23 protein-coding genes are annotated in these 23,531 nt (G+C 66.0%); 12 read left to right on the forward strand and 11 right to left on the reverse strand.

The genetic code is table 11. The annotated features are described in order from the left end of the window. Positions 1–228: 228 nt before the first annotated feature. Positions 229–1,251: an alpha/beta fold hydrolase gene (locus tag BRPE64_RS15305; RefSeq protein WP_044042669.1), complete on the forward strand. Its 1,023-nt coding sequence runs from the start codon at positions 229–231 to the stop codon at positions 1,249–1,251. An 18-nt stretch (positions 1,252–1,269) separates the two neighbouring features. Here BRPE64_RS15305 and BRPE64_RS15310 read toward each other — a convergent pair whose 3' ends face one another. After that, entirely contained in the window at positions 1,270–2,586 is a 1,317-nt protein-coding gene (locus tag BRPE64_RS15310; RefSeq protein WP_044042670.1) for an MATE family efflux transporter, read from the reverse strand. Positions 2,587–2,750: 164 nt separating this feature from the next. Here BRPE64_RS15310 and BRPE64_RS15315 point away from each other — a divergent pair, with 164 nt between their 5' ends. Beyond that, positions 2,751–3,071: a YnfA family protein gene (locus BRPE64_RS15315; protein WP_044042671.1), complete on the forward strand. Its 321-nt coding sequence runs from the start codon at positions 2,751–2,753 to the stop codon at positions 3,069–3,071. Between the two features lie 6 nt (positions 3,072–3,077). Here BRPE64_RS15315 and BRPE64_RS15320 read toward each other — a convergent pair whose 3' ends face one another. Next, on the reverse strand, positions 3,078–4,100 hold the full coding sequence (locus BRPE64_RS15320; protein ID WP_016354358.1) for a DUF2891 domain-containing protein: 1,023 nt from the start codon (positions 4,098–4,100) through the stop codon (positions 3,078–3,080). Positions 4,101–4,461: 361 nt separating this feature from the next. Here BRPE64_RS15320 and BRPE64_RS15325 point away from each other — a divergent pair, with 361 nt between their 5' ends. Both BRPE64_RS15325 and BRPE64_RS15330 read left to right on the forward strand, forming a co-directional pair. Further along, positions 4,462–5,757 carry an MFS family transporter gene (locus BRPE64_RS15325; RefSeq protein WP_016354359.1) on the forward strand — a complete coding sequence of 432 codons (1,296 nt, stop codon included), beginning with the start codon at positions 4,462–4,464 and terminating at the stop codon, positions 5,755–5,757. A gap of 243 nt (positions 5,758–6,000) precedes the next feature. Further along, the gene (locus BRPE64_RS15330) at positions 6,001–6,672 is read left to right on the forward strand and encodes a hypothetical protein (protein ID WP_044042273.1); all 672 of its coding nucleotides are present in this window, start codon (positions 6,001–6,003) and stop codon (positions 6,670–6,672) included. 26 nt (positions 6,673–6,698) lie between these two features. Here the strand turns inward: BRPE64_RS15330 and BRPE64_RS33435 are convergent, their stop codons facing one another. Both BRPE64_RS33435 and BRPE64_RS15335 read right to left on the reverse strand, forming a co-directional pair. Continuing rightward, the gene (locus tag BRPE64_RS33435) at positions 6,699–6,851 is read right to left on the reverse strand and encodes a hypothetical protein (RefSeq protein WP_016354361.1); all 153 of its coding nucleotides are present in this window, start codon (positions 6,849–6,851) and stop codon (positions 6,699–6,701) included. Between the two features lie 63 nt (positions 6,852–6,914). Continuing rightward, entirely contained in the window at positions 6,915–7,979 is a 1,065-nt protein-coding gene (locus tag BRPE64_RS15335; RefSeq protein ID WP_084675764.1) for an AraC family transcriptional regulator, read from the reverse strand. Between the two features lie 146 nt (positions 7,980–8,125). Here BRPE64_RS15335 and BRPE64_RS15340 point away from each other — a divergent pair, with 146 nt between their 5' ends. The 5 genes from BRPE64_RS15340 to BRPE64_RS15360 all read left to right on the forward strand — a co-directional run bounded on the left by BRPE64_RS15340 (position 8,126) and on the right by BRPE64_RS15360 (position 13,725). Continuing rightward, positions 8,126–9,259, forward strand: coding sequence for an acyl-CoA dehydrogenase family protein (locus tag BRPE64_RS15340; protein WP_044042672.1), 1,134 nt, complete (start codon positions 8,126–8,128; stop codon positions 9,257–9,259). A gap of 30 nt (positions 9,260–9,289) precedes the next feature. Next, positions 9,290–10,996 carry an AMP-binding protein gene (locus tag BRPE64_RS15345; RefSeq protein ID WP_016354365.1) on the forward strand — a complete coding sequence of 569 codons (1,707 nt, stop codon included), beginning with the start codon at positions 9,290–9,292 and terminating at the stop codon, positions 10,994–10,996. 15 nt (positions 10,997–11,011) lie between these two features. Next, positions 11,012–11,782 carry an enoyl-CoA hydratase gene (locus tag BRPE64_RS15350; protein WP_016354366.1) on the forward strand — a complete coding sequence of 257 codons (771 nt, stop codon included), beginning with the start codon at positions 11,012–11,014 and terminating at the stop codon, positions 11,780–11,782. Further along, complete coding sequence (locus tag BRPE64_RS15355) at positions 11,779–12,900, forward strand: enoyl-CoA hydratase/isomerase family protein (RefSeq protein ID WP_016354367.1); 1,122 nt, start codon at positions 11,779–11,781, stop codon at positions 12,898–12,900. The genes BRPE64_RS15350 and BRPE64_RS15355 overlap by 4 nt, the downstream gene beginning before the upstream one ends. Positions 12,901–13,017: 117 nt before the next feature. Then, a complete protein-coding gene (locus tag BRPE64_RS15360; RefSeq protein ID WP_044042274.1) occupies positions 13,018–13,725 on the forward strand; it encodes a hypothetical protein in 708 nt (235 codons plus the stop codon). A 90-nt stretch (positions 13,726–13,815) separates the two neighbouring features. On the opposite strand, the gene BRPE64_RS15365 is transcribed toward BRPE64_RS15360, so the two are convergent. Next, the gene (locus tag BRPE64_RS15365) at positions 13,816–14,340 is read right to left on the reverse strand and encodes a DUF6572 domain-containing protein (protein ID WP_044042673.1); all 525 of its coding nucleotides are present in this window, start codon (positions 14,338–14,340) and stop codon (positions 13,816–13,818) included. A gap of 189 nt (positions 14,341–14,529) precedes the next feature. Continuing rightward, complete coding sequence (ydiK, locus tag BRPE64_RS15370) at positions 14,530–15,720, reverse strand: AI-2E family transporter YdiK (RefSeq protein ID WP_084675783.1); 1,191 nt, start codon at positions 15,718–15,720, stop codon at positions 14,530–14,532. 343 nt (positions 15,721–16,063) lie between these two features. On the opposite strand from ydiK, the gene BRPE64_RS15375 reads away from it, so the two are divergent. From BRPE64_RS15375 to BRPE64_RS15385, 3 genes are read left to right on the forward strand one after another with little or no spacing between them, the layout of a single operon-like run. After that, the gene (locus BRPE64_RS15375) at positions 16,064–17,803 is read left to right on the forward strand and encodes a pyrroloquinoline quinone-dependent dehydrogenase (RefSeq protein ID WP_016354371.1); all 1,740 of its coding nucleotides are present in this window, start codon (positions 16,064–16,066) and stop codon (positions 17,801–17,803) included. A gap of 8 nt (positions 17,804–17,811) precedes the next feature. Continuing rightward, complete coding sequence (locus BRPE64_RS15380; RefSeq protein ID WP_016354372.1) at positions 17,812–18,420, forward strand: c-type cytochrome; 609 nt, start codon at positions 17,812–17,814, stop codon at positions 18,418–18,420. Between the two features lie 25 nt (positions 18,421–18,445). Next, positions 18,446–19,090, forward strand: a complete 645-nt coding sequence (locus BRPE64_RS15385; RefSeq protein ID WP_016354373.1) for an ankyrin repeat domain-containing protein — start codon at positions 18,446–18,448, stop codon at positions 19,088–19,090. 10 nt (positions 19,091–19,100) lie between these two features. Here BRPE64_RS15385 and BRPE64_RS15390 read toward each other — a convergent pair whose 3' ends face one another. The 5 genes from BRPE64_RS15390 to BRPE64_RS15410 form a co-directional block, all read right to left on the reverse strand. Then, positions 19,101–20,258, reverse strand: a complete 1,158-nt coding sequence (locus tag BRPE64_RS15390; protein WP_016354374.1) for a DUF1501 domain-containing protein — start codon at positions 20,256–20,258, stop codon at positions 19,101–19,103. A gap of 4 nt (positions 20,259–20,262) precedes the next feature. Then, positions 20,263–21,684, reverse strand: a complete 1,422-nt coding sequence (locus tag BRPE64_RS15395) for a DUF1800 domain-containing protein (protein WP_016354375.1) — start codon at positions 21,682–21,684, stop codon at positions 20,263–20,265. Positions 21,685–21,870: 186 nt separating this feature from the next. Beyond that, a complete protein-coding gene (locus tag BRPE64_RS15400; RefSeq protein WP_016354376.1) occupies positions 21,871–22,368 on the reverse strand; it encodes a periplasmic heavy metal sensor in 498 nt (165 codons plus the stop codon). Beyond that, positions 22,365–22,811 carry a hypothetical protein gene (locus BRPE64_RS15405; RefSeq protein WP_016354377.1) on the reverse strand — a complete coding sequence of 149 codons (447 nt, stop codon included), beginning with the start codon at positions 22,809–22,811 and terminating at the stop codon, positions 22,365–22,367. The genes BRPE64_RS15400 and BRPE64_RS15405 overlap by 4 nt, the downstream gene beginning before the upstream one ends. Continuing rightward, positions 22,808–23,386, reverse strand: a complete 579-nt coding sequence (locus BRPE64_RS15410) for an RNA polymerase sigma factor (protein WP_016354378.1) — start codon at positions 23,384–23,386, stop codon at positions 22,808–22,810. The genes BRPE64_RS15405 and BRPE64_RS15410 overlap by 4 nt, the downstream gene beginning before the upstream one ends. Between the last annotated feature and the right edge of the window lie 145 nt (positions 23,387–23,531).

Below are 23,531 nucleotides of genomic sequence, written 5' to 3' on the forward strand. Positions count from 1 at the left end.
ATGGGTCCGTGCGGAATGTTCCGTGCTCAATGCGGTGGGTGAAGCCGATCCGCCGCGTTGCATCGCGCGCGGCGGGCGGGGTCGAAAGTATAAGGGCTGGTCGCGGTGCCAGGGCATGCCCGCGTGCGAAATCGGGCCGCGCTAGAATGCGTCGGCCGAAGTCATCCCTAACGTCGAACGTCGAATATGAAGCCCATGCGCCGCAAGCCGTCCATTGTCCGAACGTTGATGCTTTCGCTCGTGTCGTGCATCGCGATGTCATGCGCGTTACACGCACACGCCGACGAAGCGTCCGCCGCGCAGCCCGGCAACGACGACGGCCCCGCCTACGGTCCTGAATTGCAGGGCTTCGACTATCCGTATCCGGTTGCATCGTTCGCGCTCACGTCGCAGCGGCAGGTCGTGCGCATGGCGTACATGGACGTGCATCCGCCGCATCCGAACGGCCGCACGGCGGTGCTTCTGCACGGCAAGAACTTCTGCTCGGCGACGTGGAAGCAGACCATCGAGACGCTGACCGACGCGGGTTATCGTGTGATCGCGCCGGATCAGATCGGCTTCTGCAAGTCGACCAAGCCCGCGCGTTATCAATACAGCTTCCAGCAACTCGCGCGCAACACGCACGCGTTGCTGACCGCGCTCGGCGTGTCGCGCGCGACGCTCATCGCGCATTCGACGGGCGGCATGCTCGCCGTGCGCTACGCGCTCATGTACCCGCGCGAAACGGAGCAACTCGTGCTCGTCAATCCGATCGGACTCGAAGACTGGAAGGCGAAGGGCGTGCCGTCGATTTCCGTCGACGACTGGTACGCGCGCGAGCTGAAGACGAGCGCCGACGGCATTCGTCGCTACGAGATGAACACGTACTACGCGGGCCATTGGCGCGCCGATTACGAACCGTGGGTGCAAATGCTCGCCGGGATGTATCGCGGGCCGGGCAAGGATGTCGTGGCGTGGAATTCGGCGTTGCTTTACGACATGATTTATACGCAGCCGGTGGTCTACGAATTCGAACAGTTGCGCGTGCCGACGCTGCTCTTGATCGGCGATAAGGACACGACCGCAATCGGGAAGGACCTCGCGCCGCCGGATATCCGCCCGACGCTCGGGCGATATCCGGATCTTGCAAAGCTGGCGAAGGAACGTATCGAAGGGGCGAAGCTGGTGGAGTTTCCGGAGCTTGGGCACGCGCCGCAGATGCAGGATCCACAGGCGTTTCATAAGGCGCTGCTGGAGGGGCTGACACATTGAAGCAGCGCCCTCAATAACTCAGCGCACCTCGCCCCCACACGCCGCGCGCTCGATCGCCGGCACCTGAACCGCCAGCGTGATGCCGCGAGTCACCATGAAGATCGTGAGCGCGAGCCACAGCCCGTGATTGCCGAGCGACCCCGCAAGCGCCCACGCCGCGAGCAGGAAAACCGCGAGCGAAACGGCCATCGCCTTCATGAGTTCGTGCGTGCGCGTCGCGCCGATAAACACGCCGTCGAGCAGAAAGCCCGCAACCGACGCGAGCGGCAGTATCGACGCCCACGGCAAATAGCGCGCCGCCGCCGCATGCACGACGGCCTGATCCGTCAGCTTGCCGATGATCCACTCGCCGCTCATCCAGAAGACAATTGAAAAGCCCGCCGCGCCGATCGCGGACCAGAACAGCGTGACCTTCACGGCCTGCCGGAACGCATGACGATCGCGCGCGCCGGCCGCCGCGCCGACGAGCGCCTCGGCGGCGTGCGCGAAACCGTCGAGCCCGAATGACATGAAGGTCTGGAAGTTCAGCAGGACCGCGTTGGCGGCGAGGATCGCATCGCCCTGACGCGCGCCGAGATGCGCGAACCACGCATACGAACCGAGCAGACAGATCGTGCGGATAAAGATGTCGCGATTGATCGCGATGAGACGCTTGAGCGCGGTTGCATCGAAGAGCGCACGCGGCGCGAGCGGCGTCAGGCCGCGCGGACGCAGACGCCACAGCAGCGCGAGACCGAACGCCAAGCCGCAGAAATCCGCGAATGCCGTCGCCGCGCCGATGCCCGCGATGCCCCAGTCGAAGCGATACACGAACAACAGCACCGCCACGATATTCACCAGATTGATGACGATCTGCGTGACCAGCGCGAGCCGCACGCGCTGGCAGCCGAGCAGATAGCCGAGCACGACGTAATTGCCTAGCGCGAACGGCGCAGCCCAGATGCGCGCATGGCAATACGCGCTCGCGGTGCTCTGCACGGCGGCGCTTCCGCCCAGCGCGGCGAGCGCAAAGTGGATGATCGGCACTTGCAGCGCCAGCACCGCCGCGCCAATCAAGAGTGCGAGCAGGAGCGCGCGGAGCACGCTGGCGCGCAGGGCATGGTCGTCGCGGGCGCCGAAGGCTTGCGCGACGAGTCCCGTCGTGCCCATGCGCAAAAAGCCGAAGCCCCAGAACACGAAGCTGAACACGAGCCCGCCGAGCGCGACGCCGCCGAGATACTGCGGTCCGTCGAGATGACCGGCGACGGCCGTATCGACCGCGCCGAGAATCGGCTGCGTGAGATTGGCAAGGACGATCGGAAACGCAAGCTTCAACACGCGCCCATGCCAGTGCATGGGCAGCGCGGTTTCGGTTTCCTCGGTCGCTTGGTCTTGCGGGGCGTTGTGCAAAGCGGTCGAACGCGTTCGTGCGCGCGTTTCGTTCGTATCGTGGGAAAGGCGCCATTGTCCGGACGCGAAGCGCGCCGCGCAACTTCGCCCGGCAGCCGATAATGCGCGTCATGAAAACATTCGCGCTGTATGTCGTCACGGCCATCGCGGAGATCGCGGGCTGCTACTTTCCGTATCGATGGCTCAAGACGGGCGGCTCGCCCTGGCTCGTCGTGCCCGGCGCACTGTCGCTCGCACTGTTCGCCTGGCTGCTGACACTTCACGACACCGCCGCCGGACGCATCTACGCGGCGTACGGCGGTGTGTATATCGGCGTGGCGATCGTCTGGCTATGGGCCGTCGATCGCATCCGGCCGACGGCGTGGGATCTCGCAGGCGCCGCGATCGCGCTTATCGGCATGGGCGTGATCGCGTTCCAGCCGCACGTCTGAGCGCGCTCAGGCTTCGAGCGCGAGCAGCGCGAACGTCGCGAGCCAGTGCTCGCCCATGTAATCGCCCGCGATATGCGCGATACCCGCAGCCAGATGTTCGTTCGCGCTGGCGTCCAGCACCGCGATGCGCGCATCGCCCGCCGGCAGCGCCCGCGCGATGGTGCGCTGACACCACGCGCGGCTCAGGTTCAGGCCGTCGAGATGAGCGAGCTTGCCGTCGCTGCGATCGGTGACGGTGGCGGGCCTGAAGAGCGTCGCGGGCGCGCGTTCGGCCAGTCGCGGGAGAAAGCGGTCGAGCCAGCCGGGGAAGCGCCCGTCCGGCAGCACTCGGCGCATCAGAACCGCTTCCATCAGCGACGGCGAAAGGAACTCGTCGCCCGCCGGTTCCCACGCCTGGCAGGCTTCGTCGCGTTCGAACCAGCGCAGCGCGGTGTCCACCAGAAGGCGCTCGAAATCCGCGTCCCGCACCGTGCGCGCGTATCCGAGCGACAGCGTCAGGGCGAACGCCATATTGAAGTGCGTGCCGACCCGCAGCGGATAAGTCGATTTCGGCAAAAACTCCGTGAAGCGCGCGACGAACGCATCGGCGAGCGGCTGGAGCGTGCGGGCCCAGCGCGCGCCGTCGTCGGATTGCATCGAATGGAGCTGGCCCGCGAGCGCAAGCAGCCACGCCCAGCCGTACGGTCGTTCGAATCCGCGCGCGGCGGGACGCTGGAGATACGCGACTTCGGCTGCGACGTTCGCCTCGGTGAAGTGTTCGTCGATCACGGCGCGAATGCGCGGCCCCTCAGGCAAGTCGGCAAAACGGCCGAAGAGACGCGCGATCAGCCAGTAACCGTGGACGCACGAATGCCAGTCGAAGCTGCCGTAGAAAATCGGATGCAGCGCGCGCGGGCTTTGCACGTCGGCGGCGCTCGCCATCACGTGATCGAGTTTGTTCGGATATTCGCGCGTCAGATGGCCGAGCGCGACCTGCGCGAATTTCGATGCGAGCGCGGCGTCCAGCGCGATCGGTGGCTGTGGATTCATGCGGGTCCTCGTGTGGGCGGATCGTCAATTTCGAGACTTTATCGATAAAAACTCAGCAACGTCTCTTTTTAGGGAAATCCCTGAAAATGGGTAAAAGTCGGGCTGCGCCTTTCAGCCCGAAAGCCGCGCGTCAAGTCTCGGCAAGCGCAGCGCATGGCTTTTCCCATAAGCCTGAGCGGGAATCGACCCGGTCGCATGCGGGCGTCGGCGAGCGCATTTTCGGCTGAAAACGGGGTCGGAGGATCGCGCGCCGGTGCCCGGATCGTCGTATAAACTTGCGCCCGAACGCCGCAAGAGCGTTCGGCCGGGGTCACGAGCCCCGGATACATCATCCAGACAGCGACCAGAGATCAGAAACAACATGAGCGACATTCCGGTTTATTCCGCAGAAGACACACGACGGCGCGTATTCGCGATCGTCGGCGCCTCGTCGGGCAATCTCGTCGAGTGGTTCGACTTTTACATCTACTCGTTTCTCGCGCTGTACTTCTCGGCGGCGTTCTTCCCGGGCGGCAATCCGACCGTGCAGTTGCTGAATACCGCGGGCGTGTTCGCGGCGGGCTTTCTGATGCGTCCGATCGGCGGCTGGCTGTTCGGCCGTATCGCCGACAAGCACGGCCGCCGCAACGCGATGATGATCTCCGTCCTCATGATGTGCGGCGGCTCGCTCGTGATCACCTTCCTGCCGACCTACGCGATGATCGGCGCGTGGGCACCGTTCCTGCTGCTGATCGCGCGCCTGTTCCAGGGACTGTCGGTCGGCGGCGAATACGGCACCAGCGCGACCTACATGAGCGAAGTGGCGCTGCGCGGCCGGCGCGGCTTCTTCGCGTCGTTCCAGTATGTGACGCTGATCGGCGGACAGCTCGCCGCGCTGCTGGTGCTCGTGATCCTGCAGATGTTTCTGTCGACGGAAGAGCTGAAGGCCTGGGGCTGGCGCATTCCGTTTTTCGTGGGCGCGTGCGCGGCGCTCGTTTCGCTGTATCTGCGCCGCTCGCTCGACGAAACGTCGACCGCCGAGACGCGAGATCGCAAGGAAGCGGGCACGCTCGCCGGTCTGATGCAGCACAAGGGCGCGTTCATGACCGTGGTGGGCTTTACGGCGGGCGGCTCGCTGATTTTCTACACATTCACGACCTACATGCAGAAGTATCTGGTCAACACGGCCGGCATGCACGCCAAGACCGCCAGTAACGTGATGACCGGCGCGCTCTTCGTGTACATGCTGTTGCAGCCGCTGTTCGGCGCGCTGTCGGACCGCATCGGCCGCCGCACGTCGATGCTCTGGTTCGGCGGTCTCGCCACCCTCGGTACCGTGCCGCTGCTGCACGCGCTTTCCGGCGTGACGAGTCCGGTCATGGCGTTTGTGCTGGTGGTGATCGCGCTTGCGATCGTGAGCTTCTACACGTCGATCAGCGGTCTCATCAAGGCGGAAATGTTCCCGCCGGAAGTGCGCGCGCTGGGCGTCGGGCTGTCGTATGCGGTCGCCAACGCGATTTTCGGCGGCTCGGCGGAATACGTCGCGCTGTGGCTGAAGTCGGTGGGCAGCGAATCCGCGTTTTTCTGGTATGTGACGGTGATGTGCTTCATCTCGTTCGTCGTTTCCTTCCGCATGATGGATCCGAGCAAGGAGGGCTATCTGCGCAACGAACCGTAAGCCACACGGCGGCGTGATCGCGGCCCCGGTGTCGCGGCCACGCCGCATCTTTTGTGCGCGGACGTCGCTCGATGTCCGCCCCGCTTGCCGATGACGGTAGTATGGTGTTTTATGCGTTATGTAGACGGCGCGTCGCGAAAGGCGCGCAATATTAATCGGGAACCGGATACGCATGCGTACGCAGCCGTTGTGCGCGATGCCTATGCACGATACGACGAGTATCGTTCTGCCTGGAGCCTGTTCATGGAAGATTTCGACGAAACGTTGTTTCTGGTCTGGCGAGCCAATCTCGGCGTGCTGGTCGGTACGCCGGGCGGCGCGGGGCGACTCGCGCGCATGATGAACTTCTCGCCGACGTTCATGAAGTTGATCGTGGCCGGACAGCGCGACTTCAACGAGGAATTCGTGCGCGGGATCGAGCTCGTGACGGGCTTGCCGCCGCATTGGATGGACGAGCGCCGCGATGCCGACGAAATCCCGGCCGACGTCCGGCGCGCGCTCGACGAGGAAACGCCGATGGCGGTGTTCCGCGGCACCGCGCATCCGCAGCCGAAGCGCTCGGTGCTGCGCGGGCCGGAGCCGTTGCTGTCGCAAACCGAGGCGACGCGCCGCGTGGCCGATTTCGCGCAGCAGCAGGCCGAAGCCAATCGCCGCGATTTGCTGTTCCGCAAGAATCGCGATCTGCTGTCACAGGATTTGCGCCGTATGGAGCGTCAACTGGGCTTGCTGCAAGTCGAGTCGATGCAGCCGAAGGTCGACGACCTGATCGCCTCCGACCGCATGAGCGAGTCCGCGAAGGCCGACCTGACGGGCCGTATCGAACAGATCGACAAGCACGTCAAGCTGCTGCATCAGCACGTGGAAAAGCTCGTCATGCTGCTGTCGAGCCCGGACGAGCCCGAAAGCGGCGAATAGCACGGGCGGCCGGCGGGCTGCGCCGGCTATTTCTTCTTGCCGTCGTCGCGGGGTTTCGGCTCGGGATGCACGGCAATCGGGTCGCTCGCCGGGAAGGTTTCATCGAGCGCCTCGTCGAGCAAATCCTCCTCGTGAGGCGCATCCTGCTTCGAACGGTCGTCTCGGCCAGGCTTCGTCATGGTGCGCTCCGTAATCCGGTTGGCGGGATCTTTCAATATAGCAGCGTCGATCTTGCTGCGCAGTCACGGCTCCCGGCGGTAATCCGCGGGGCGCACGCCCGTCCACTTTCTGAACGCGCGCCGGAACGCGCTCGGCTCCGCGAAGCCGAGCGCATCCGCGATCTGCGGGATCGTTTCCCGCGTATGCGCGAGCCGCGCAATCGCCAGATCGCGCCGCAACGCGTCCTTGATTGCCTGATATGTCAGCCCTTCCTGTTTCAGTCGCCGCCTGAGCGTTGCTTCCGCCATGTTGAGCGCGGCCGCGATGCTCTCCGCCTCGGGCCAGTCGGTGGGCGCGGTCTGGCGCAGACGCGTGCGGACGCGCGCCGCGAGCGAGTCCGGATTGCGATATTTGACGATGAAATTCGCCGGCGCGTCGCGCAGGAAGCGCCTGAGCGTCGCGGGCGTCTGCACGACCGGCAACGCCGCGCATCCCGCCGACAAATCCACGAACGAGCGCGGCTCGCCGAAGCGCATGTCGTCGCAGAACATGAGGCGGTATTCGTCGCTCGCGGCGGGCTCGGCACAGCGCAGATGCGCGGCCAGCACCGGAATGCGCCGTCCGACGAGCCAGCACAGCAAGCCGTACACGAGGATGAAGCCCGTCGCGTAGGCGAACATCGGCTTGGGGCCGGCTTTGTCGTCGAGCCAGATGCGCACGCGGTTTTCGCCGATCTCCGGCTCGAAGCCGAGTTCGTCGAGCACGAGGCGCATGAAGCTCGCGATGCGCGCCAGCGCCTGCGCGCCGTCGCGCGACGAAAGCGCCGCGTGACACAGCAGCACGAAGCTGCCGCGCCGCATCGGATGCGGGTCCTGGCCGAAGAATTCGTCGTCGAGCGCATCGGCAATCGCGTTCCATAGCTTGCCGTATTGCACGGGCGAGACGCGTGCGCGCGGCGAATCGAGCGTAGCCGGTGCGATGCCCGCGGCAGCCAGCAAGGACTCGCGCCTGACCCCTCGCGCCTCGGCGCAGCGCAACGCCGCATCGACGAGGCTCACGGAAATCGAATCGCGCTCGATCTTTCTTTTCGGACTTGGGGTTGTCACTAGGTGGCCAAAGCGCTCAGTTAGCGTGATCGTTTTGGGCATCGGCTTGAGCCCGGCGATTGCCTAGACTCGTGCTCAGACGGCCCGTCCGCCGGGCTGACATCGGCCAGGCGGCGGCCAGAAAGTGTATCCGATCGATGTCGCGCGCCGCGCCATCGCAAAGCCCCAATCACCGAAGCCCCAACATGATCGATCCATTCCTCACCGAAGAACAGCGCATGATCCGCGACGCGGCCCGCCAGTTCGCGACCGAAGCACTCGCGCCGAACGCGGGCCAGTGGGACCGCGACGGCGCGATTCCCGACGCGGTCGTCCGGCAACTGGGCGAGCTTGGCCTGCTCGGCATGATCGTGCCCGCCGAGCTGGGCGGCACGTTCAGCGACTACATCGCCTACGCGCTCGCGATGGAAGAAATCGCCGCGGGCTGCGCCTCGTGCGCGACGATGATGAGCGTGCACAACTCCGTCGGCTGCGGCCCGATTCTCGCCTACGGCACCGACGCGCAGAAAACCGAATGGCTGCCGAAGCTCGCGAGCGGCGAGATCATCGGCGCGTTTTGTCTGACCGAACCGCAGGCAGGCTCCGAGGCGAACAATCTGCGCGTGCGCGCGGTCGAGCGCGACGGCAAATGGGTGCTGTCCGGCAGCAAGCAGTTCGTGACCAACGGCAAACGCGCGGGCGTGGCGATCGTCTTCGCCGTCACCGACCCGGAGCAGGGCAAGCGTGGCATCTCGGCGTTCATCGTGCCGACCGACACGCCGGGCTTCAACGTCGGCGCGCCGGAGCACAAGCTCGGCATCCGCGCGTCCGACACGTGCCCGATCACCTTCGACGACTGCGCGATTCCCGCCGCCAATCTGCTCGGCAAGCGCGGCGAGGGGTTGAAGATCGCGTTGTCGAATCTGGAGGGCGGACGCATCGGCATTGCGGCGCAGGCGCTGGGCATCGCGCGCGCGGCTTTCGATGCAGCGCGCGCCTATGCGCGGGAACGCGTGCAGTTCGGCCGGCCGATCCACGAACATCAGTCGGTCGCGAACATGCTCGCCGACATGCAGACGCAGATCAACGCCGCGCGCCTGCTCGTGCATCACGCGGCGCGGATGCGCACGGAGGGCATCGCGTGTTTGTCGGAGGCATCGCAGGCGAAGCTGTTCGCGTCGGAAATGGCGGAGCGCGTGTGCTCCGACGCGATCCAGATTCACGGCGGTTACGGCTATCTGCAGGACTATCCGGTGGAGCGCCATTATCGCGATGCGCGCATCACGCAGATTTACGAAGGCACGAGCGAAGTGCAGCGCATGGTGATCGCGAGGAGCGTTTGACCGGCGCCTGAAAAAAACTATGGAGACGCAATGAACCCGGCCCAGGCTTTCATCGACGCACGAGATTTTCTGTTTGCGCACCGCACCGACTACGACACCGCATACCGCGACTTCCGTTGGCCGGCGCTCGATCGCTTCAACTGGGCACTCGATTATTTCGATCCGATGGCGCGCGGCAACCATGCGCCCGCGCTGCACATCGTGAACGAAGGCGGCGACGAGATTCGCCTGTCGTTCGCGCAGATGAGCGAGCGCTCCGCGCGCGTCGCGAATCATCTGCGCGCGCTGAAGGTGGCGCGCGGCGAACGCATTTTGTTGATGCTGCCGAACCGCGTCGAGCTATGGGAGACGATGCTCGCCGCGATGAAGCTCGGCGCGATCGTCCTGCCGGCGACCACGCAGCTTGCGCCCGCCGATCTGCGCGACCGCATCGCGCTGGGCGGCGTGCAGCATGTGATCGTCGATGCTGCCGACACGCCGAAGTTCGACGGCATCGACGTGCCGGGCTTGCGGATCGCCGTGGGCGGCGCGCAGAACGGCTGGCTCGCCTTCGAGACCGCATACGAGGCATCGCCGGAATTCGTTCCGGATGCCGAAACGAACGCGAACGATCCGTATCTGCTGTACTTCACCTCGGGGACCACCTCGAAGCCGAAACTCGTCGCGCATACGCATCAGAGCTATCCGGTCGGCCATCTCTCGACGATGTACTGGATCGGCCTCCAGCCCGGCGACGTGCACTGGAACATCAGCTCGCCGGGATGGGCGAAGCACGCATGGAGCTGCTTCTTTGCGCCGTGGAATGCGCGGGCCTGCGTGTTCATCCACAACTTCAGCCGTTTCGATGCCGCGCGCACGCTCGACGTGCTCGTCGAACACGACATCACCACGCTGTGCGCGCCGCCGACCGTATGGCGGATGCTCGTGCAGGAGCCGCTCGCGTCGTACGCGGTGAAGCTGCGCGAGATCGTCGGGGCGGGCGAGCCGCTCAATCCTGAAGTGGTCGAGCGCGTGCAGGCCGCGTGGGGCGTGCCGATCCGCGACGGCTACGGCCAGACCGAAACCACCGCGCAGATCGCCAACACGCCGGGACAGCGGCTCGTGCCCGGCTCGATGGGCCGGCCGCTGCCCGGCTATCGCGTGGCGCTGCTCGATCCGGACGGCCATCCGGCGGAGGAGGGTGAAATCGCGCTCGCGCTCGATCCGCCGCCGCTCGCCCTGATGACGGGATACGCCGACAACCCGAAAGCCACCGAGAACGCGATGCGCGGCGGCTTCTATCGCACGTCCGACGTCGCCGCGCGCGGGGCGGACGGTTATTACATCTACGTCGGCCGCGCGGACGATGTGTTCAAGTCGTCGGACTATCGGCTGAGTCCGTTCGAACTGGAAAGCGTGCTGATCGAGCACGAGGCGATTGCGGAGGCGGCTGTCGTGCCGAGCCCGGACCCGCTGCGTCTGTCGGTGCCGAAGGCGTTCGTCACGCTGCGGCACGGCTACAGCATCGGACCGGAACTCGCGAAGAGCGTGTTCGCGTTCTCGCGCGAACGGCTCGCGCCGTACAAGCGCATTCGTCGCCTGGAATTCGCGGAATTGCCGAAGACGATCTCCGGCAAGATTCGCCGCGTCGACTTGCGCCGTCAGGAAGTCGCGCGCACGCAGGACGGCGTGCGCGGCGAGTTCGAGTTCTGGGAAGAGGATTTTCCGGAACTGCGTCAGACCAGCAAAGCCGACTAAGCGAGGATTCCCACGATGATCGAACTCATGCGCGACGGCGCGACCGTCACGATTCGCCTTAACCGCCCGCCGGCCAACGCGTTCACCGTCGAAGGACTGGCGGCGCTGGAGGCGGCCATCGACAGCCTGAACCGCGATGCGCACGTGCGCGCGATCGTCGTTACGGGCGCGGGTCCGAAGTTCTTCAGCGCGGGCGCGGATCTCAACCAGTTCGCCGACGGTGACCGTGCCCACGCGCGGGTCGCGGCGCAACGTTTCGGCGCGGCGTTCGAGGCATTGCAGCATGCGCGCGCCGTGACCATCGCGGCGATCAACGGCTACGCGATGGGCGGCGGCCTCGAATGCGCGCTCGCCTGCGACATGCGCATCGCCGAGGAGCATGCGCAGATGGCGCTGCCGGAAGCGTCGGTCGGACTTCTGCCGAGCGGCTGCGGCACGCAGACGCTGCCGTGGCTCGTCGGCGAAGGCTGGGCGAAGCGCATCATCCTGACGGGCGAGCGTGTCGATGCGGCTACCGCGCTGCGGATCGGACTGGTCGAGGAGGTTGTGCCGAGCGGCGGCGCGTATGAAGCGGCGCTCAAGATCGCGCAACGCGTCGCGGCGATGAGCCCGGACGCCGTCGCGTACTCGAAACCGCTGATTCACGCCGCGCGCGAAGGCACGCCCCGCCGCGCGGCGCTGGCGCTCGAGCGCGAACGCTTCGTCGATCTCTTCGACGGCGCGAATCAGCGCGAAGGCGTCGCCGCGTTCCTGGAGAAGCGCGCGCCGCGCTGGAGTGCGTCATGAGCACGCAGGGCCTGTTGCGCGAGGCGCCGGAAGTCGGCTTCGAGATCGTCAATCGCGTGGCGATCGTCACGCTCGACCGGCCGCATGCGCTGAACGCGCTGTCGCACGGCATGATCGCGCTTCTCGCCGATATCTTCGCGCAATGTGCCGATGACGATTCGATCGCCGCCATCGTGTTGCGCGGCGCGGGCGACAAGGCCTTCTGCGCGGGCGGCGACGTGCGCAAGCTTTATCACGAGGCGCGCAACGATCCGCGCCACGAGACGCCGTGGCTGAAATTCTTCATCGACGAATATCGGCTCGATTACACCGTGCATCGCTTCCCCAAACCGGTGGTCGCGCTGATGGACGGCATCGTGATGGGCGGCGGCATGGGCCTCGCGCAAGGCGCCGCGCTGCGCATCGCGACCGAGCGCACGCGCATGGCGATGCCGGAAACGCGCATCGGCTTGCTGCCCGATGTCGGCGCGACGCACTTTCTGCGCGTGCTGCCGCGCGATCTCGCGCTGTACGTCGGCCTGACGGGCGCGCGGCTGAGCGGCGCGGATGCGGCACGCGTCGGGCTCGCCGATGTCTGCGTGCCGTCGTCGTGGCTGAGTCACTTCGTCGAGCGTCTCGAAGCCGTTCGCTGGGACGAGGCATCGCACGACGCGCTGGGCGCGTTGAAGCGCGTGTTCGTGCCGCCCGCCAACCTCGAACGCCACGCACCGCTCGACGACATCCGCGCGCAGATCCGGCGGCATTTCGCCGTCTGCGCGACGGGCGGCGTGGAACGCATCGCCGCGACGCTGGCCACTGACGAATCGGACTGGGCGCGCGCCACGCTCGCCACGCTTGCGCGCCATTCGCCCACGATGCTCGAAGTCACCTGTCACGCGCTCATGCGCGGCCGGCAGATGCCGCTCGCGGATTGCTTTCGCATGGAGCTGGGCATCGTGTACCGCGCCATCGACGACGGCGATTTCGTGGAAGGCGTGCGGGCGCTGATCATCGACAAGGATGAACGCCCGCGTTTCGCCCCGACGACGCTCGCGCAAGTGCGGGCCGCGCGCGTGCAGCACTTTCTCTCGTCGCCGTGGCGCCGCGAAATGCATCCGCTCGCCGATCTCGGCGCGTGATTCTCCTGACGGAATTCGCAAGCAAATGTAACGCGGGCGCGCCCGCGGCGAACCGTTGAAATGACCGATGGTCGAACGGGCTCATTCTTCATCGGACAATTCACAGGAGGACCGATCATGCCGAACCGCTCGTCGCGGCTCGCGCTTCTGTCGGCCGGCATCGCGTTCGCGCTGAGTGCACCGGCCGTATCGAACGCACAACTCAATCTCCAGCAATTCGGTTTCGGCAGCGGCAAGTCGGAACCCGAAAACAACGCGAACGGCGCGGCGCAGCCGTCGGCGCTGGGCTCGCTCGTGCAGAACTATCTCGGCGCGAATCAGCAAGTGCTGGCCGGACAATCGAGCCTCGCCTCGGCGATGGGCATGTCGAGCGTCGCCGGTCAGGCGCAATCGGCGGCGGGATTGCTGTCGGGCGCATCGGGCGGGAACGTGCCGAGCACAAGCGTGCTGTCGCGGCTCGGCGGTACACAGCAGAGCGTGTCGCAATCGCTCTTGCAAGCGATGTCGCGCGGCTCGGTCACGCCGCCGACGGCCGCAAGCAAGCAGACTTTCAGCGACGGTCTCGCGTCACTGGGGCAGGGCGTCAAACAATACGCGGGACTGCAATCGGATCTCGGCTCGGTCAAGAATTCGATGAACATGTCGTCGCTCTTGCAGGCCGGCTCGAATCCGGGAACGGCACAGGCGGCGACGTATATCGCTCAGTCGGCGCCGGGGCAGTTGCAATCGCTGATGCAGACGCTCACGCAGGCGGTGCAGTACGCGCAGACCAACGGTATTTCGGTGCCATCGGTGGCGACGTCCGCGTTGAGCGGCGCTAGATAATCGGGGGCGCGAGGCGCTGCGGGCGCAAAAAAGCGGCAAGGCGTTTAAGCCTTGCCGCTTTTTTAGTTTCCCGTACAGGCGCGAAGGGTGTTACATCGCTGCGTGACGCATGGCCAGACGCCTGAGGATGGGCAGTGGCTGCTTGCGGTGCCTGGGCGGCAGCGGCGGCAGATACGTGACGCCGGCAACCTGCGTGAGCGGGTCCGGGTCGAGCACTTCGAGTGCGGGCGGTTCGACCGGATCCGAATGGTCCTGCTGCAGTTCTTCCACCGGGATGCCGAGACTGCGGCGCACGTCCACGCCGCGAATATGCGCCTTGAATCCGAGATCGTTGATCACGCGTTCGCGAGTTTTCCAGAACTCCACCGCGGAGGATGTCATCGGATGTGTCGAGACGTATTCGATCGCGATTTCGAAGCCGCGCACTCTCGGATAGTTCAAAAGCAACTTGCCGGAACGGATATAGCCGATATAGCGATCGATCTTCTTCGTCAGCGCGAGCCGGTGCGCCTGCTCGTCGCGCCAGTCGAGTTCGTCGAAGAGCCCGAGATATACGCGACTCTGCAGTACGTTCACGCCGATGTAGTCGATGACGTCCACGTCGTGGAGAGACATGGTCATTCCCCTATGCCCTGATCAGGCAAATGCAAAGGAGTGCATTGTAGCGGATAGAAACCTCGGAAAACCCGTGAAACACCATGTTGACCTACCCGATGTTTTATTTTCGTAAGACTCCGAATGTTCGATTTTAAGCGGAGTCTTATTGCTATTTGAGTGCGTGAAAAGGTGTCGATAAAAATCGAATCACGACTGTCTTCTCGACGCATCCGCGAGATCCCGCGCAGAGGCCGAATTGGCGATTTCCTGGTTGCTCGCCGCTTCGACTTGCGGCAGCGGCGGCTGCTCGTTGATCCACGCATTCAGAATGGTTGAAGTCACCGCGAGGATTACCGGTCCGATAAACAATCCGACTATTCCGAACGCGAACATGCCGCCGAGCACGCCGGAAAGAATCAGAAGCATCGAAAGATTGACGCCGCGCTTAATGAGAAGCGGTCGCAGGAAATTGTCGAGCATGGCGATCATGATCGACCAGATCAGCAGCAGGATCGAGGCGACATGCGCGTCGTGCCAGAACAGCCACGCAACGCCGCCGAGCAGTGGCAGGAGCGGCCCGATCTGCGCGAGACAGAACATCAGCATGACCGCCGTGATAACGCCCGCAGCCGGCACGCCCGCCAGCGCGAGCCCGATGCCGCCGAGCGCCGACTGCGTGACCGCCGTCACGACAATGCCGAGCGCCACCGCGCGAATCGCGAGTCCGGCGAGCTTGACGGCCTCGGCGCCGCGCTGCGCCGCGATGCGCATGGCGAAGCGCGTCACGAACCGTCCGGCCGCTTCGCCGTTCATATACAGAATGCCGGAGATGATGACCGTGATCAGCATATGCATCACGAACACGCCGACGACGGCCGCATGCGAGAGCATCCAGCGCGCGGCGATCGTCACGTACGGTTCGATCCTCGCGAGCAGGCCGCCGGGACCGGCATCGGAGAGCGACTGCCATTCCTTCGCGACGCGCTGGCCGGCGAGCGGCACGTTGTGGACCCAGTCGGGCGGCGGCGGCAGCGCATAGCTCGGCAGGCTCTTGATGGCCGCCATGATCTCGCCGCCGTGCAGCGCGAGTGTGGAGATCGCCTGATACAGCGGCAGCACGATGACGACCAGCAGCCCGAGCAGCATGATGGTCGTCGCGATCCAGCGGCGGTTGCCGCAGCGGCGCTGCACGGCGACCATCAGCGGCCACGTGGCCACGACGATCGTCGTCGCCCAGATCAGACCCGGCAGGAACGGGCGCAGGATATAGAGGCTGCCGACGGTCAGCGCCGTGAGAATCGTGATGATGAGCAGGATGCGGGCAATATCCACCGACTGACGCGGATTCGGCGGATTCGGCGCATTCGGATTGGGCGGGCCGCTGGGTGGGATTGGCATGATGCGTTCGATGAAAGTGGAATCGGCGCGGCGCAAACGGTCAGACAGGGCGCGCAACGGGAGAACCAAGTGATAAGCGATAAGCGATAAACCGGCAATCCGGCAAGACGCTTCGTGAATTGACCGGCGCCATGATAGCGGCCTCCAATCCATACTACTAAAAATCGTGACGCATCTGCGCCGAATTTGGCTGGGCGCGCTACGAGGCATAGCGAACGGAGCATTCCGATAATGTCTGGAATTGCGCGTCCGAATTGCCTATTCTTCTTGCGGACGCAGAAGAGAGCAGACCGTGCTCCGCCGCGCACATAAAGAAGCAACAAGAACGATTTGGGAGACTGACATGGCCGGTTTTTCCCGTACTTCGCTCGTTCCTTTCATTGTTGCATTCGGCGCTTTCGGGATCGCGACATCGCCCGGAGTCGAAGCCGCCGACGAAATCCAGAACACCAGCACGACTCAGGCATCGCCCGTGCCGACATCGCTGCGACCGATCTCCCAGCAGCAACTCGACTCCGCCGCAGGCGACAGCGCCTCGTGGCTGCACTCGAACGGCTCGTATGCCGAGACGCGCTATGCGCCCGCCACGCAGATCAACACATCGAACGTGGCGAAGCTGAAGCCTGCCTTCATCTTCCAGACCGCGGTGATGGAATCGATGGAAACCGCGCCGATCGTCTCGAACGGCGTCATGTTCCTCACTACGTCGTACAACCACGTCTACGCGATCGACGCGGTCACGGGCCGCGAATTCTGGCATTACAAGCACAAGATGGGGCCGGTCACGACCTTCTGCTGCGGCCCGAACAACCGCGGCGTGGCAATCTCCGGCAACCGCCTTTTCATGGGCACGCTCGACGCCAAGCTCGTCGCGCTCGACGCCAAAACGGGCAGCGTGCTCTGGTCGACGCAGATCGCCGATCCCGAACTCGGCTATTCGGAGACGATGGCGCCCGTCGTCATCGACGACAAAGTGCTGATCGGCACGAACGGCGGCGAGTACGGCATACGCGGCTTCGTCAAGGCGTTCGATGCGAACTCGGGCCAGTTGCTGTGGACGTTCTACACGATTCCCGATACCGGCAGCGAGGGCGTGTGGGCCGAGAACGATGCCGTCGGCCGCAACATGAAGCGCGATATCGCGGCGGAGAAGCAGACGCTCGCGGAGAAGGGCGGCGAGTTCAACAAGACGCTCGGCGGCGGCGTGTGGATGGCGCCCGCCGTCGATCGCGCCACGCGCACGGTGTTCTTCGTGGTCGGCAATCCTTCGCCGGACCTCTACGGCGCAATTCGCCCCGGCGACAATCTTTATACCGATTCGCTCGTCGCCGTCGATCTCGATTCCGGCAAGTACAAGTGGCATTCGCAGTACATCGCGCACGACGTGTGGGATCTCGACGCGGTCAGCCCGCCGATTCTCATCGACGTGAAGGACAAGAACGGGCAGATGATTCCCGGCGTGATCCACGGCGGCAAGACCGGCTTCGTCTATGTCCACGATCGCCGCGACGGCCACCTGATTCGCGTGTCCGAGCCGATGATCCCGCAGGAAGGCGTATGGACGCTGCCGACGGCGAACGGCGCGCGGATGCTGCCGGGCGCGAACGGCGGCGTCGAATGGTCGCCGATGGCCTTCAGTCCGAAGACGCGGCTGGCCTACGCGGCGAACCTGCATCAGCCAATGACGTATCAGGTCGAGGATGCGTCGTATCCGGGCGGCAAGCTGTGGCTCGGCGGCGCGTTCAAGGTGATTCCGTCCGAGCAGCAATGGGGCCGGCTGGTCGCGGTGAATGTCGATACCGGAAAGATCGCGTGGGGCTACAAGACGGATCAGCCGCTGATCGGCGGCGTGCTCGCGACGGCGGGCGGGCTCGTCTTCAACGGCGAAGGCAACGGCCTCTTCCGCGCCTTCGATGCCGCGAACGGCCGCAAGCTCTGGGAGTTCCAGTGCGGCGCGGGCGTCAATGCGCCGGCGGTGTCGTATATGGTGAACGGCAAGCAATACATCGCGGTGGCGGCGGGCGGGAATACGCAGCTCGACTTCAAGCGCGGCAACAGCCTGCTCGTGTTCGCGCTGCCTTGATTGCCTCGATGACGACGCCTTCCCGACGCCTGCGCGTGTGGCTCGTCTACGCGCTGTGGATTGTCGTGTGCCTGTTGCTGTCGCTGCCGTTGCGCTCGCGCGCCGATGCGCAGGCAGGCGCCGCGAAGGCCGCCGTGTGCTCGGCGTGCCACGGCCTGACGGGCAACTCGACTACGGCCGACTATCCGTCGCTCGCGGGTCAGACCTCGCGCTACATCTACTTGCAGTTGCGCGACTTCAAGGCCGGCCGTCGCAGCGATCCGCGCATGTCGCCGATGGCCGCGAATCTCTCGCCCGACGACATGCACGATCTCGCCGATTACTTCGCCGCGCAGAAGCCCACGGCCACCGATTTCAAGGCGGACCCGGTGAAAGTGGCGGCGGGCCAGAAAAAGTCCGAGGAGATTCTCTGCACGATGTGCCATCTCGGCGGCTTCTCCGGCCAGAACGAGATTCCGCGCGTGGCGGGCCAGCAATACGCGTATATCGTGAAACAGTTGCAGGATTTTCGGGCACGCAAGCGCACCAACGACGCGGGCAACATGACGAGCGTGTCGAAGAATCTGACGGACGAGGATATCGAGAATCTGGCGAACTACGTCGCGAATCTGCAATGACGCATCACGAAGGCGGCTCATAACGATGACAAGAATTCTCCGCTGCGGCCTGCTCGCACTGCTTTTTTCGATGACCGCGCACGCGGAACCCGACGCCTATGCGCTCAACGAACGCTTGCTCGGCGCCACGCGCGACGGCGATCAGGCGGCGGTCACGCGTCTGCTCGACGAAGGCGCGTCGATCGATTCGCGCAACCGCATCGGCGACACGCCGCTCATCAGCGCCTGCAAGAAGGGGCTGACGCCGATGGCGCGCATGCTGATCGAGCGCGGCGCGAACGTGAGCCAGGCGGACGTACAGGGCATCACGCCGCTGATGGCCGCGGCCTTCGACGGCAACGACGAAATCGCCGCGCTGCTGCTCGCGCACCACGCGGATGTCGCCGCGACCGACCGCGTCGGCAAGACCGCGATGGAATATGCGGCCGGGCGCGGGCATACGGCCATCGTCAAACGGCTGCTCGATGCGGGCGTCGATGTCAACGCGGCGTATCGCAATCATCTGACCGCGCTCATGTGGGCCGCGGGCTACGATCAGCAGGAGACGGCGTCGATGCTGCTCGCGCGCGGCGCCCGGCGCGATCTGCGCGATGATCGCGGCATGACCGCGAAGGATATCGCCGAGCGCACCGGGTCGGCGCACGTCGCCGCTTTGTTGTCGAACGGCTGACGCACGCGCATCAAATTCTGAGAATTCGTTGTCCGAAGCGTTGGTTGCGTTGGCTGCTCGCATCGGGAAAGAGCGTCGCGCCGACGCGCTGCGGGTCCAGCCCGAAGGTTTCGCCGGCTGCGCTCGCGATCACGGCATCGAGCCCGGTGGTCGGCCGCAGATCGCGGGCCTGATACAGCGATGCGTTCGCGAGTCCCGGCCAGTCCGCGAGCACGCGTCCGCCCGCAACCGAACCGCCGACGATCATCGCCGCCGACCCCGTGCCGTGATCCGTGCCGCCCGTGCCGTTCGCCGCCGCCGTGCGGCCGAACTCGGTGGCGACCACCACCGTGGTTTGCGCCCAGTGTTCGCCGAGCCCGTCGCGCAGGGCGGCGAGCATCGTGTCGAGCGCCTTCAGTTGCGCGGCGAGACGCGGATTCTGCGCGCTGTGCGTGTCCCAGCCGCCGGTCTCGATCATCGCGATGCGCGGGCCGTCCGGCTTGCTCAGAAAGCCCGCCGCGAGCTTGCCGAGGCTCGCCGGGTCCTGACGCGCGCCCGCGTCGGCGGCGAGGCCGCGCGCCTGCATCGCGGCGTCCCACAGCGGATGCAGTTGCGCATCGCCCGCGTAGAGCTGCGAGACGCGCGCGATCAGGTCGTCGGGCGCCTGCGGCAACGACGACGGCGCATACGACGTCACGTCCGCGCGCCCGCGCAGCGCGAGCGGCACGGTGGGCGCGAACGCGACGGCGTCGGTGCGCGGTGCGGGCAGCATCGAGAGCAGGCGGTTCAGCCAGCCATCCTTCAGCCGATACGGCGCGTCGCCGCCGGTTTCGAGCACGTTCTGGCCGTCGAAATGCGAACGCTCGCGATACGGCGACGCCACCGCGTGCACGAACAACGCCTGCTTGTCGGCATACATCTGCGCGGTGGCTTTCAGCGACGGATGCAGCGCGAAGGTGCCGTCCAGCTTCGTGGCCGTGGCGGCATCGATGGCGAGCGGCCCGCGCAGCGCCGCGTAAGCGGGATCGGCGTAAGGCACGACGATGTTCAGGCCGTCTGCCGCGCCGCGCTGGATCACGAACACGAAGCGGCGTTGCGTTTCAGCGGATGCGAGCACGAGTTGCGGCGCGACGAGCATCGCGCCGGCGCTTGCGCCCGCGCACAACAGGAATTGGCGACGCGTCAGCATGGGTTCATCTCCTCAGAAAATCGGGCGACACGAGCAGCAGGGCGAGCGCGGTCGGTGCGCTTTCGGCGCGTGCCACGGCGCTCGCGGTCGCATCCGACAGCGAGCCCGCGAGCAGTTGCGGGCCGAGCGCGCGGGCGTCGAGCGTGTCGCCCGTGCGCGCGGCGAAGCGCTGCGCCAGCTCGACGCGGCGCACGAGCGCATCGGGCGCGGCCCAGCTTGCGGCGACATCGTCGAATCCGGCGGGCGAGCCCGGACGCCAGACCTGCTGGCCCAGTTGCGTGAGCAGCGGCGCGGCGCGCACGCCTTGCAGATCGGTGCGGCCGAGCCCGCGCAGCGACGAAATCGTCCAGTCCCACGGCGTCTTGAATTTGGCGGGCGCGGTGGGCCTTGAAGCGGGCCACGCGTCGGGGGCATCGACGAGCGCGCGATACACCGACGGCAGATCGCCGCCAGTATTGCTGAATACGTCGGCGAGCCGCTCGACGAGCGCGGGCGGCGGCGTATCCGCGACGAAGTGGCGCGCGAGCTTTTCCGCGACGTGATGCGCCGTCGCGCGCGCGTTCGCCAGATCGTGCAGCACGGCGAGCGGCTGCGCTTCGTTCGCTTGTGCGTATTGCGTGCCCATCACGGTTCGCGTGCCCGGCTCGTGCAGACGCGGACGAAACACGAACTGGCCGGGCGGCGTTGGATCTTTCGTGGCGTTCGCTGTCATTGCGCCGAGACTCCAGCCGGTGAGTGCGCGCGCAAACTCGGTCACGTCGGCTTGCGTGTAGCCGCTGCGTACGCCGAGCGTATGAAGCTCCATGATTTCACGCGCGAGGTTTTCATTGAGGCCGCGCTTGGCTTGGGGATCGCGCATTGCGGCGCGTTCGGCGGCCGGGCTGTCCGGACCGACGGAGCGCGGCTGATCCAGAAAAATCTGCATCGCGGGATGCCGTTCGGCGGCGACCAGCATGTCCTCGAAGCGCCCGAGCACGTGCGGGCGGATCGCCTCGTTTTCGAACGAGCCGGCCAGCATCGCGACGGGCGGCTTCTCGATCGACACCGCGAAGTGATTCGCCCAGAAATGCACCAGCCGTTCGATGAAAGGCGCAGGCGTGACCAGCGCGCTTGTCACGCGCGCATCGACGGCGCTGCGGTAGACATCGCGAATCTGCTCGGCGTATTGCTTGCGCACGGCGGGCTTGTCGGCGTCGGTCGCGTCGCGCAGTGCGCGTTGACGTTCGGCGAACTGCGCGGCGAGCGCGGCGCTCGACGGCTGGCCGCTCAAGGCCGGCGGCAACGCCTGATAGCCGCCGCGTTGCGGATCGGTCTGCGCGGCGAGCCAGCCGCGCGGATCGTCGGGCAGCGGCTCGCCCGGACGCGCGCCGAGTCCGAAACGGTTCACCGCGATGGCGGCGGGAGAAAGTTGCGGCGCCTGGGCCATGTCATGCTCCGTGTTGCAGCGGACGATGTTGGGGTCTGTTCACATATAACGGCCATGCGACGCGCGACACCGCAATGCGGCCGACCCTGACTTAAATACATAGCCAGGGGCAATGCATGGCCGATTTAAAGGCGAGCAGACCTTGGGTTAAACGCGCGAGCACGCGCAATCCGTCGCGCGGAATCGTCATGGCGACGGCCGGGATGGCTGCAGCCGTTCATCGGGCGGAAGGGCGCGCAACGGACCGTAACGCTCCATCGCGCCGACGAGCTTCAGTCGTTCATCGGGCGTGAGCGTGGCCGCGAAATCCGCCACCGTGCCTTCGATGCGCGCCCGCAGCGCCACGTCCGCCTCGCGCGTGCGGGAGAGGGCGTCGTCGAGCGCTTTCCGGTCGAAGTCCGGCGCCGCGAGCGCATGCGCCAGATCGATGCGCCCGTCGCGCGCATCGCGAATCAGCGGCAGGCTTTCGCGCCGGGTCTTGCGCAATGCGTCGCGCAGTTGCTGCTGACGCGCCGCGGAAAGATCGGCCGCGGCGAAGCGTATGCCGCGTTGCTGCGCGGCTTCCGTGCGCTTATGCGCGAGCGGTCCGGACAGCCAGTAAGCGCCGCCCGCGATCGACCCGGCCAGAAACACGTTCAGCACGAGCGACACCACGGCGACCGTCTTCAACGTGCGGGGGCTCATTGATCGCTCCAGTCGGAAGAGGCGCCGCCGAAAGCCGTGTTCGACCACGACTGCTCGAGCCAGCCATGCGGATGATCGGCGGGCGCGGGCGCGAGCAGCGAAACCAGCAGCGCGCCCGCCGCGACGCCCGCCGCGCCCGCGCCGACGAAGCCCGCGCCCGAAAACCAGATGCGCGGCCGACGCCAGAACGGACGCTTGGACGATGTCGATGACGTCGGCAGCGGCGCCGAATCGACGATGCGGCGCGCGAACTCCGGACGCGGCGCCGCGACGGCGTGCGCGTCGAGCATGCCGTCGAGCGCGCGGGCTTCGGCGAGCGCGGCGAGTGCCCGGGCATCGCCTGCATGGATGAGCGCGAGCGCCGCATCGCGCTCCTGCGCCGGCCAGCGTTCCGGCGATGCGCCGTAAGCCTCGGTGATGTGGCGAAATCGTTCGGGTGTCATCGGAAGTCCTTCGGGGCATCGCCGCCGGGTCTTGCGGGTTCCGCGAGCGCGGCTCTCAGATTGCGGCGCGCGCGGGCGAGCAGGCTTTCGAGCGCCTCGACGCTCACGCCCATCAGCGTCGCGGCTTCCGCGTTCGGCAGTTCCTGGTAGTACTGCAGCACGAGCGCCTCGCGCTGGCGCGCCGGCAACGTCGCGAGCGCCGCCTGAATGCGCGCGTTGGCGTGCGCCGTGTCGAGACGTTCATCGGGAAGCGGGGCGAGATCGGCCTGCTCCGGAAGTTCGTCGGACACGCTCGTCTCGCGACGGCGCCGCAAGCGGTCGTAGCAGAGATTGAGCGTCACGCGATGCAGCCACGTGTCGAAGCGCGCCGCGCCGGGCCGCCACGCCGGCGCGACTTTCCAGATGCGCATGAAGGCTTCCTGAGCCACGTCGTCGGCCTCGTCGCGGTCGCCGAGCATGCGGGCCGCGAGCGCGACGATGCGCGGAAGCTTGCGCGCGACGATCTCGCGGACGGCTCCCGGTTCCCGATTGCCGACGCGGGCAATGAGCGCGGTATCCGGATCTTCTTCGTTCAATGTGATGTCGGGGTTCGTTGCGCATGTCGAACTGCTCGCGAGGCGGGCGGCTCGCCTCGCTCGTCCGCGTTCTCAATAAACGACGACCGGCCCGCGATAGTAGGCCGGATGCGCGGGATACACGACGCACCCGGCGAGCGTCCCG

Origin of the sequence: Caballeronia insecticola (genome assembly GCF_000402035.1) — a bacterium.
GTDB lineage: Bacteria > Pseudomonadota > Gammaproteobacteria > Burkholderiales > Burkholderiaceae > Caballeronia > Caballeronia insecticola.